5 protein-coding genes and 1 pseudogene are annotated in these 7,976 nt (G+C 61.8%); 4 read left to right on the forward strand and 2 right to left on the reverse strand.

From position 1 onward, the window contains the following. A pseudogene (locus tag AC3VI7_RS11395) lies at positions 1-327 on the forward strand (polyamine aminopropyltransferase); the annotation flags it as partial. A 23-nt stretch (positions 328-350) separates the two neighbouring features. Here AC3VI7_RS11395 and AC3VI7_RS11400 read toward each other — a convergent pair. Continuing rightward, positions 351-2,705, reverse strand: a complete 2,355-nt coding sequence (locus AC3VI7_RS11400) for a response regulator (RefSeq protein ID WP_489671158.1) — start codon at positions 2,703-2,705, stop codon at positions 351-353. Beyond that, complete coding sequence (locus tag AC3VI7_RS11405; protein WP_489671157.1) at positions 2,705-3,658, reverse strand: phosphate/phosphite/phosphonate ABC transporter substrate-binding protein; 954 nt, start codon at positions 3,656-3,658, stop codon at positions 2,705-2,707. The genes AC3VI7_RS11400 and AC3VI7_RS11405 overlap by 1 nt, the downstream gene beginning before the upstream one ends. A 92-nt stretch (positions 3,659-3,750) precedes the next feature. On the opposite strand from AC3VI7_RS11405, the gene msbA reads away from it, so the two are divergent. From msbA to AC3VI7_RS11420, 3 genes are all read left to right on the forward strand, one after another. Continuing rightward, positions 3,751-5,475, forward strand: coding sequence for a lipid A export permease/ATP-binding protein MsbA (gene msbA, locus AC3VI7_RS11410; protein ID WP_489671156.1), 1,725 nt, complete (start codon positions 3,751-3,753; stop codon positions 5,473-5,475). Between the two features lie 19 nt (positions 5,476-5,494). Further along, positions 5,495-7,282, forward strand: a complete 1,788-nt coding sequence (locus AC3VI7_RS11415; protein WP_489671155.1) for an ABC transporter transmembrane domain-containing protein — start codon at positions 5,495-5,497, stop codon at positions 7,280-7,282. A gap of 12 nt (positions 7,283-7,294) precedes the next feature. Further along, positions 7,295-7,976 (forward strand): thymidylate synthase (locus AC3VI7_RS11420; RefSeq protein ID WP_489671537.1); only part of this gene is annotated, 682 nt, incomplete at its 3' end.

The following is a 7,976-nucleotide window of genomic DNA, read 5'->3' on the forward strand; positions in this document are numbered from 1 at the left end:
GCCGTGATCCAGACCACCTCACCGCTGATCGCTCGGCAAAGCTTTTGGACGGTGGCAGCCACCGTGAACGCCGTGGGTCTGCACGCCACGCCATATCACGCCCATGTGCCCAGCTTTGGCGAATGGGGCTACATCCTTGCCAGCCATCGCCCTTGGCATCCACCCGCCGCCCTGCCCCCCAAGTTGCGCTTTCTCACCCTGCAAGGCTTGCCAACTTTGTTCGACTTTCCGCCCGATATGGCTCGCTTAGAGATGCCACCCAATCGACTATCGGATCAAAGTTTGGTGCGTGTCTTCGAAGAGGAATGGGGTCGGGTGCATCAGTGATGCAACGCTACGGTAGCCCACCTTCAGCCTTCAGCCTTCAGCCAATGGAGCAACTGGGCAAACAGCGCATCGGGGTCCACCGGCTTGGCGACAAAGTCGTTCATACCGGCCTCAAAGCAAGCTTGGCGGTCTTCGGCAAAAGCGTTGGCCGTCATGGCCAAAATGGGCACACCACCGTCGGGGCCAGGCAAGGCCCGGATGGCACGCGTGGCACTTAGGCCATCCATCTCCGGCATTTGCACATCCATCAAGATCAGGTCGTAGCCCCCTTGGGTCGCCTTGGCCAACGCCATGCGGCCATCGTCAGCCACATCAACCACCAAGCCGGCCGACTCCAGCAGATCAAGCACCACTTCGCGGTTGATCGGGTTGTCCTCGGCCAACAAGATGCGCGCCCCGGCATGGTGGTGTTGCAGCAGGGTCTCCGGATCTTGTTCAGGCGGCATGATCTGCGGCGGCGAAGCTCCCAACGCCACCGAGGCCTGACACCGTTTCACCTTGGCGGTGAACCAAAAGGTGCTGCCTTGCCCAAGCTGACTGATCACCCCCGTCTCGCCCCCCATCAGCAGAGCGAGCCGACGGGTGATCGCCAGCCCCAAACCCGTGCCGCCGTATTTACGCGTGGTCGAGGTGTCGGCCTGCTCAAAGTCGCAAAACAGCCGTGACTGCTGCTCAAGGGTCATGCCAATGCCGCTGTCTTCGACTTCAAAACGCAAAAGGGCGGCATCGTTTGCGCCTGCACCCTCGTCGATTTTCTCCACCGAGGCCCGCAAAGACACCGCGCCTTGCTCGGTAAATTTGATGGCATTGCTGACGTAGTTGAGCAGGGCTTGGCGTAGGCGGGTCACATCCCCACACAACACCCAGCGAGAAGGGTCGGCATCCATGGTGATCCGCAAGCCTTTGCTGCTGGCGGACTCTTCCACCAAGGCCACCACCTGACCCAACAAAAAGGGCACAGAGAACTCGATGCACTCCAAGTTCACCCGCCCCGCTTCAATCTTGGAAATCTCCAAGATGTCATCCAAGATGGCCTTTAAATGGCTGGAAGCCACCGCGATTTTGTCCAGCCGCTGGGCCTGTGCAGAGGGCAGATTCGCTTTTTGCAGCAGATAGGTCAACCCAATCACCGCATTCATCGGCGTGCGAATTTCGTGGCTCATATTGGCCAGAAAAGCGCTCTTGGCACGGTTGGCAACCTCAGCTTGCTCGCGGGCTTGGCTGAGCTGCGCGGTGCGCTGCGTCACCCGCTCTTCGAGGCTGTGGCGGTAGCGGGTCAACTCCAACTCGGTGCGTTTGCGTTCGCTGACATCGCGTACCACCGAGAAATAGAGCCATTGGCCACCGATAAACATGCCACTGCTGCTGACCTCGACGTCCAGCGTGGTGCCGCCCTTGCGCCGATGCTGGGTCTCAAAATGAGCGCCTTTGGGGGCGAAGCGCCCTTGTTCATCGAGCATGTCATCCCGCTGCCAACGAGCATCCCAATCCCAAACATGCAGGGCCAGCATCTCGGCGGGGGTGTAGCCCAACATCACAGCAAAACGCCGATTGGCCTCGGACACACCACCTTGTTCGTTCAAAACCACGATACCGTCGTTGGATTCTTCCACCATGGTGCGACGCCGGTTGGACTCCTCGGCCAGCGCCAATTGGGAGGCAAATAACTCTTGGCGTTGCGCCTCCAGCGTGCTGAGCATGCGATGGAAATCGTGCGCCAGCATGGCCACTTCATCATCGCCAGGAACCTCGACAGGGGGCACGGCTTCGCCAGAGCGCACCCGATGCGTCATGGTTTGGATCAGCGCCAAACGCCTTGTCAGGCGCGTCCCCAACCACCAAGCCATCAAAGAGCCCAAGATCACCGCCGCCAAAGCGTAGAGCACACCGTCTTGGATGACTTGCTCCAGCCGCGCCCGGGTCACGTTCTGGCCCAAGCCGACGCGCACCCAGCCAATCGGCCGGCCCGCCAACATCACCGGCACCACGGTATCGACCAGATCGGCGGTGCGGCTGATCACCCGTGGGCGCAGAGCCCCTTGGTTGCTTTCATCCATGTCAACAAACTGCCCCAAGCGCTGACGGTCGGTATGCGCGACCACATGGCCCTCAAGGGTCAAGACCATGGCAAACAGCAACTCGGGATAACGATGTTGCGAATCAATGATTTCCTGCAAACCCGACACATCCATGGCACCCAACCAGCCCGCAGAGGACGTGGCCACACTTTGTGCAAGGGCCAACCCATGTTCAGCTTGCTGCTCAAGCAACAGATTTTTCTGCCGCCAAGACAGATCCAGGATGAACAAACTCATGAGCAAGGCATGCACTAAGGCCACCGCCAAGATGAGCTGCATGCGCACCGTACCGAGTTTCATCACAACGCCTCCACCCGGCGAATGTCGCGCTCAAAGCGCGCTACGTAATCCCGCACGACGTCATAGCTCATGTCCTGCGCCGGATGAAAGCGATCCATATCGAGCCCATCCAACATCGCCGGACCTTCCGGCGTCTCAGCCAAACTGAGCAAGGCTTGACGGGTCGCGTTACGCACGACCGCACTCACATCATCACGCACCATCACAGAGGTATTGACCAGCGGCGGCGTCTCCCACGCCAGCATCAGCTCGGCAGCCTCCTTGGGGTGCTCGTTTTGAAACACCCGCCACGGCGGCGGCCACGTTCCCCCAGCGGCAGAGCGGCCCAAGTAGGCGTTCATGATGGCCGACTCATGCGAGCCCACAAACATGCTTTGGGTCTCGCGCATCACATCCAGCCCCTGAGAGCGCAGCCACGATTGCGGCATCATGCAGGCCGCCAAAGCAGTGGGGGCTGGATAGCTGATGGTGCGGCCACGCAAATCCAAAGGCGATTTGAAATGGCTATCCCGCCGCACGATCAAGATGCCTTTGAACTGCGCTGGATTGCCCGCCATGGCAATCACGTGGTAGCCAAACTTCAGGGCGTCAAGGGTTTGCCATGGGTTGGGCAGGATGAATTCAAAAGCGCGCGCACGGTACTTGCGCTCGTACTCGGGATAGTCGCGCGATGCCTCCAGCACCCAGCGCACTTGGGGCACTTTCAGGTTGAGCCATTCGATCAGCGGCTGATAGCGCTCGAACAATTTGCGCGGGTTATGCAAGGGGTGAACCGCCCAGCGGCACACCGGCCGACTCAAGGGAGCGGGCTGATCCCGATAAACTGGGCCTTGGCGGGGTGTCTCGGAAGGGCCACACCCAGCCACACCCAAGGCTAGGCCAGCACCCAGCCCCCCCAAAGAACTCATGCAGCGCCGACGAGAACACAGCCAATGCGTAGGGTAAGAAGACATAGCGACCAATATACAATCGCCGCTCCCCATGCCGTGGGGTTGTGTAGACCGACGCCCTGCCGCAGCGGTGTGCCCTCCGGCCCCAGCCGCTCATGACACATCCATCCACCACCTCTCGCCTGCTCGGCTACATCAAGCCCTTTAAATGGGGCAGCATCCTCGGGGTGCTTTTTTTCTTCCTGTCGGCAGCGGTCGAACCGGCCGTACCCGCACTCTTCAAAGCGCTGCTTGACACCGGCTTCAAGGGCAAATTGCCCTACCCCTTGTGGGTGGTGCCGGTCGTGGTGATCAGCTTGTTTGCGGTGCGGGGTCTGCTGGCCTTTTTGGGCACCTATTTGCTGAACTGGTCCACCTCGCAAGCGGTGATGGCCATCCGTATCGACTTGATCGGTGCGATTTTGCGGGCTGATGCCAGCCTCTACACCCGTCTCAGCCCCGGTGTGGCGGCCAGCAAAGTCATCAACGACCCGCAATCGGCCGCCAGTTCCTTGTCCAGCGCCGTCACCACCTTGCTGCGCGACGGCACCACCTTGGTGGCCTTGATGGGCTACCTTTTCTACGTCAACTGGCAGCTCACGCTGCTTTCGCTCATCACCCTGCCCCTGCTGGCCGTGGTGGTGCGCTTGGTGCATAAACGCGTCAACGCGGTGGGCACGCTTTGGTACGAGTCGCAAGTTCGCTTGGTGGGTATCGTCGATGACGTCACCCGGGCGTGGCGCGTGGTGCGCACCTTCGACGCGGCTGAGTTCGAAAAGCAGCGTTTCAAGCGTGAGGCTGAGCAACTGCACCGCCTGACGCTCAAAAATGTGGCCGCCAGCTCGACCATGACGCCGCTCACCCAAGTCATTGCCAGCGCCGGTGTGGCGTTGATCTTGACCCTGGCGCTGGTGGAATCAGCCCAGCAAGGCACCTCGGTCGGCGACTTTGTCGCTTTCCTCACCGCTTTGCTGATGACGATCTCGCCCATGCGCCATCTCACCGACATCTCACAGCCGATCCTGAACGGCTTGATCGTGGCCAAGGCCTCTTTTGAGCTGATGGATACCCCGGCTGAACCCGATAAGGGCACCAAGGAGCTGTCGGGTTTCAAGGGCCAGATCCACTTTGATCGCGTCTCTATCCAGTACGAAGGCACCGACAAGCCCGCCCTGCATGAACTGAGTTTGGATATTCCCGCCGGCCAAACCATCGCCTTGGTGGGCCCCTCTGGGGCCGGCAAGACCACCATCATCAGCACCGTGCTGGGCTTTATCGCCCCCACCAGCGGCATGATCCGCCTCGACGGCGTCGATCTCACCGAAGTCCGTAAGGCCGATCTGCGTCGCCAATTTGCCGTGGTCTCGCAAGACATCGTGCTGTTCGAGGGCTCCATCGCTGCCAATGTGGCCTATGCCCAACCCATCGACCCGGCCCGTATCGAAGAATGCCTGCGCTCAGCCAATCTTTGGGATTTCGTCGCCTCGCTGCCGGAAGGCATGGAAACCTCGGTCGGCACCAACGGCAGCCGGCTCTCGGGGGGGCAACGTCAACGTTTGGCCATTGCCCGGGCGCTTTACAAGGACGCGCCGGTGTGGCTGTTTGACGAAGCCACCTCGGCGCTCGACACCGAATCAGAACGCACCGTGCAGCAGTCTATTGAGCAGTGGCACGGCAAGAAGACCTTGATCCTGATCGCTCACCGCCTCAGCACCGTGCGCAACGCCGACCGCATCATCGTGCTGCTCGACGGCCGCGTGGCCGAATCCGGCTCGCACAGCGAGCTGATGGCCCATAACGGCCTCTACACCAACATGGTGCGGGCGCAGGCCATGCACTAAGAACAACAGCCTTGAAACCATGACCCAAGCCTCTCCCCCAGCCACCGCACAGGTGCAGTCCTTGAGTGGCCTGCTGCCTTTTTTGCGACCGTACCGGGGACAGATCGCCTTGGCGCTGCTCTTTTTGATCGGTGCGGCCTTGGCCACCTTGGCGGTGCCGATGGCGCTGCGCACCTTGATCGATCAAGGCATCAACCCACCTGACCCGGCTGCCGCCGGCCAACGTCTGGTGGACTTGCGCGGGTACTTCTTGGCGCTCTTTGGTATCGGTGTGGCGCTGGGGGTGTTCTCGGCCGCACGCTTTTACATGGTCACGTGGCTGGGTGAGCGTGTCACCGCTGATCTACGCAGCGCCGTCTACGCCCACGTGGTGCGCCAAAGCCCTGGTTTCTTCGAAACCACCGCCACCGGCGAAGTGCTCTCACGCCTGACCACCGACACCACCTTGGTGCAAACCGTCGTCGGCTCCTCCCTGAGCTTGGGGTTGCGCAACGCCGTGATGGGCTTAGGCGCGCTGGGCATGCTGATCGTCACCAACCCCTACGTGATGACGCAGGTGCTGGGCATCTTGGTGCTGGTGGTGCTGCCTTCCATCTACTTTGGCCGCCGGGTGCGCCGCTTGTCGCGGGCCAGCCAAGACCGCATTGCCGACACCAGCGCCATCGCCGCTGAGGTGCTCAACGCGATTCCGGTGGTGCAGAGCTACGCCCAAGAAAGCCGCGAAGCCGGGCGCTATTTGGTCGCGGCTGAGGGCGCTTTTGACACCGCAAGGCGGCGTACCCGGGTGCGCGCCACCTTGGTGGGCTTCATCATCAGCGCCACCTTTGGCGCGCTGCTTTGGGGCCTGTACCAAGGCACCCAAGCGGTGATGGACGGCAAGATCAGCGCCGGTCACCTCGGCCAAACCGTGGTGTTTGTGATGCTGCTGGTGGGCTCGGTGGCGGTGTTGTCGGAAGTCTGGGGCGACATGTTGCGCGCCGCCGGTGCCACCGAGCGCTTGATGGAGTTGCTCGCCACGCGCTCGTCGGTGCAAGAACCCCGTCAACCGCAGGCTTTACCGCCGACCCGTAACGGCTCGACCGTGCGCTTCGAGGGCGTGCAGTTCAACTACCCCTCGCGCCCTGACCAAGCAGCGCTGAGCCAGTTCGATCTCGACATCCGCGCCGGTGAGACCGTCGCCTTGGTGGGCCCAAGCGGTGCGGGTAAGAGCACTGTTTTTCAGTTGCTGCTGCGCTTTTATGACGCCCAGCAGGGGCGCATTTTGCTCGACGGTGTGCCCATCGACCAAGCCTCGCTGGCGGATCTGCGCCAACGCATGGCCATCGTGCCGCAAGACAGCACGGTGTTTTCCACCAGCGCGCTGGAAAACATTCGCTACGGTCGGCCCGAAGCCAGCATCGCCGAGGTCGAAGCCGCCGCCAAGGCCGCCCACGCCCATGACTTCATCATGGCGCTGCCCGAGGGCTATGGCAGTGATCTGGGCGAGCGCGGTGTGCGCTTGTCGGGCGGTCAACGCCAACGCTTGGCCATTGCGCGCGCCATCCTGAAAAATCCGCCGCTGCTGCTGCTCGACGAAGCCACCAGTGCCTTGGACGCTGAAAGCGAACGCGTGGTGCAGTCCGCCCTGGAAGCCGCCATGCAAAACCGCACCACCTTGGTCATCGCGCACCGCTTGGCCACCGTGCAACGCGCCGACCGCATCGTGGTGCTCGACGCCGGCCGCATCATCGACCAAGGCACCCACACCGAGCTGGTAGCCCGAGGCGGCCTTTACGCCCGCTTGGCGGCCATGCAGTTCAGCGCCTGAACCCTTTTGCCCATGACAGCACACCCTCCCTTTGAAGACCTGCTGCGCCACGTGCGTGACCATGGCACCCCCAAAACAGACCGCACCGGCACCGGCACCAAAAGCATCTTCGGCCACCAGATGCGCTTCAATCTGGCCGAAGGCTTTCCGCTGGTCACCACCAAACGGGTACACCTCAAGTCGGTGATTTTGGAGTTGCTCTGGTTCCTGCGTGGCGAGCGCAACGTGCGCTGGCTGCAAGAACGCGGCTGCTCGATCTGGAACGAGTGGGCCCAAGAGGACGGTGATTTGGGCCCGGTCTACGGCGTGCAGTGGCGCTCTTGGCCGACCGCCGACGGCCGTCACATCGACCAGATCAGCCAAGTGATCGAGCAAATTCGCCGCAGCCCCGACTCGCGCCGCATGATCGTCAGTGCGTGGAATGTGGCCGACTTGGACGCCATGGCACTGATGCCGTGTCACGCGCTGTTCCAGTTCTACGTCGCCGACGGCCGGCTCTCTTGCCAGCTCTATCAGCGCAGCGCCGATCTGTTCTTGGGCGTGCCTTTCAACATCGCCAGCTACGCGCTGCTGACCCACATGGTGGCGCAGCAATGCGACTTGGCGGTGGGCGACTTCATCTGGACGGGCGGCGACTGCCACATCTACAGCAACCATGCTGCGCAAGTCGATCTGCAACTGAGCCGCGAACCCC

This window comes from Leptothrix toolikensis (SeqCode), assembly GCF_057922285.1.

Excerpts from the sequence above, each read along its gene's own strand:
- AC3VI7_RS11400 (WP_489671158.1), bottom strand. The coding sequence starts at position 2,705 with ATGAAACTCGGTACGGTGCGCATGCAGCTCATCTTGGCGGTGGCCTTA.
- AC3VI7_RS11405 (WP_489671157.1), bottom strand. The coding sequence starts at position 3,658 with ATGTCTTCTTACCCTACGCATTGGCTGTGTTCTCGTCGGCGCTGCATG.
- msbA (WP_489671156.1), top strand. The coding sequence starts at position 3,751 with ATGACACATCCATCCACCACCTCTCGCCTGCTCGGCTACATCAAGCCC.
- AC3VI7_RS11415 (WP_489671155.1), top strand. The coding sequence starts at position 5,495 with ATGACCCAAGCCTCTCCCCCAGCCACCGCACAGGTGCAGTCCTTGAGT.